2 protein-coding genes are annotated in these 2,285 nt (G+C 58.5%); both read left to right on the plus strand.

Going from position 1 to position 2,285, the window contains the following annotated elements; all coding sequences use genetic code 11:
• Positions 1–781 (plus strand): tyrosine-type recombinase/integrase (locus tag A3764_RS15795; protein WP_067951762.1); only part of this gene is annotated, 781 nt, incomplete at its 5' end.
• 322 nt (positions 782–1,103) lie between these two features.
• The coding region (locus A3764_RS15800) for a hypothetical protein (RefSeq protein ID WP_150122228.1) at positions 1,104–2,285 on the plus strand (1,182 nt) is incomplete at its 3' end.

Below are 2,285 nucleotides of genomic sequence, written 5' to 3' on the forward strand. Positions count from 1 at the left end.
CCTCGCCTACCACCGCCATCTGCGCGACGCGTTGGATGCCAAGCCGGCGACCATCGAGCGGCGCCTTGTGACCCTGAAGTCCTACTTCGCCTGGCGCGAAGACCGAAACAGTGCCCTGCCCTCCCCATTCGCCGACGTCCGTATCTCCGTGAGGATCCCGCGCCGCCTGCCCCGCCCCATCGATCGAGACACTCTCAGAGCGGTTCTCCAAGAGTGTGAAGTCCCCAAAGCTGTGGGGTCGAAGCCACGCGCTTACGATGCAGCACCGGTCTCGCAGAATGTCGTCACGCTCCTGATCATCAAGCTGCTGATCGTGACCGGGCTGCGGATCAGCGAGCTGACCAATGTAAAGGTCTGCGACGTATCGCAGGACGGAGGCCAGATCCTCGTAAATGGCAAGGGCAGCAAAGAGCGGATCGTCTTCGTGCCGAACCGTGAGCTGCAGGAAGAATTTGAACGCTACTGTCAGATGCGTTCCGAAGACGGCTCCATCGCGGCGCCGTTGTTCCTCAACTCGGTCGGACGCCGGCTCCGCTCGGCCACGTTCCGTAAGCGGCTGCGGGCGTTGTCCAGGCGCCTCGGGATCGAGCCGCACCTGACCCCGCACCGGTTCCGGCACTCGGCCGCGACGCTGCTGATCGAGGAGGGGATCGACATCCGGATGGTCCAGGCCTTGCTCGGGCACGCCAGCCTCAGGACGACGGAGATCTATGTGAGGGTTTCAAACCACGCACTACGGCGAGCGCTGGAACGGGTCGATGTACTGAGTGAACTGTGGTAGTAACGGCCTTAAGCTGACACATACCACGCAATTGTGATGCTGCATTCGCAGCCCGCATTGCTGCCGTTCGCTGCACTTGCTCGATCTCCGTATCAGTGGATGTTTGGACAGCAGCGTGCGATGAGCTTTCGCAGCATGCGCTCCAAGTACCGCATCAGGAATTCAGGAAATGCCAAAGAACGGAAACCCATTGATCAGTTTTGCCGTACGATCAAAGATCGGCTGTCGCAGCCGCCACAGTGCAGTCACTTCGATAGCGCGAAGGAATGTAGTTTACACGAGGCCAAAGCGCGAACCGTAGTTTTTGATGGTCCCGATTAGAATGAGCAACATGTTTGGGCGACGGTATTTCAGTCTCAAGAAACTGCGAGACTACGCGGTAGATCTTGATCTCTGTCCGCACCCGCCCGCTGAAGGGCTCATGGAATTCCTTGAACGCGAGGGTCTGCTAACGCCGGTCCGGCGACTGCGGTTCCCGGATGAGATCCCGCGGCGGCTTGCCAGCGATCGCCATGAGAGCGTGAGTATTGCCGGTCCGATAGAGCCTGATGGACCGCGCCTGGATGCAGCCATCACACTATTGAACGGGATTAGTCACTGGTCGGATGCTCGCATCTACGGCGAGAGCGAGCATGTCCTCGACGCGCTAGCAGATGAACACCGTCCATTTATTCAGACCGATTTCTCGCCTGCCGCATTTACGCCGTGGCAGAACCTGAGCATTCACCTCTATGATACTGATCGTGGCCCGGTCTATTCCACCGCCGCGCAGGATACGCCCGCCTTCTATCACTACTGGCAAGTATTCTGGCTGGCGACGATCCTGCGCTCGGGCGTACACCTATGGTTTCCGCTTGATGATCAAGCACTCTACACGGAAGTCCTTAGTGGTGGTGCAGTTTCTTGCGAAGGTTTGCGGCGACGCTCGCAGCAGAGCATCAATCTTGAGGCCTACCAGGAACTTCAATCACTCCGGGAATATCAAGCGCATTTCGAGGCTGTCGGCTACTTCGAGGCCTATACACATAATGCGCTGCAGACTTTCCAATCGGATCGAGATGAGAATGGCCGCATACCTGCCCGTCCCTGGCAGCGCTACCTGAGACGCGAGCGCGAAATTGCCCAAGACACTCTCTCTAGAAGTGATCTCGGCGAAGGCGCCTTAGTCGAGTTCATCGGCAAGCAGTGTGAGTGGTGGGACAATGCACGGCGTGTCGGACCGTCGGCGCTGTCAAATGAGTACAAGCGCAACATTCGTTCTACGATCATGCTCGTGCGCGCAGCGACGGGCATCGATTCGCAGGATGTTGTTCAGCGTGTCGGACGGCGCACAGGACATTTTAGGCCGACACTCGAAGTGATCTTTCCTGACTGGACCGAAGAGCAGCGCGATCTGACGGTCCGGTCGCTCAAGCATTGGGCGGATGAGTCACTGGCTTCACTGCCGAACCCCTTCCCGGTCAGCGAGGCCGAGTTGAACGGTTTTTGCGATTGGCTGGAGGAA

This window comes from Sulfitobacter sp. HI0129 (assembly GCF_001635395.1).
Taxonomy (GTDB): Bacteria; Pseudomonadota; Alphaproteobacteria; order Rhodobacterales; family Rhodobacteraceae; genus Sulfitobacter.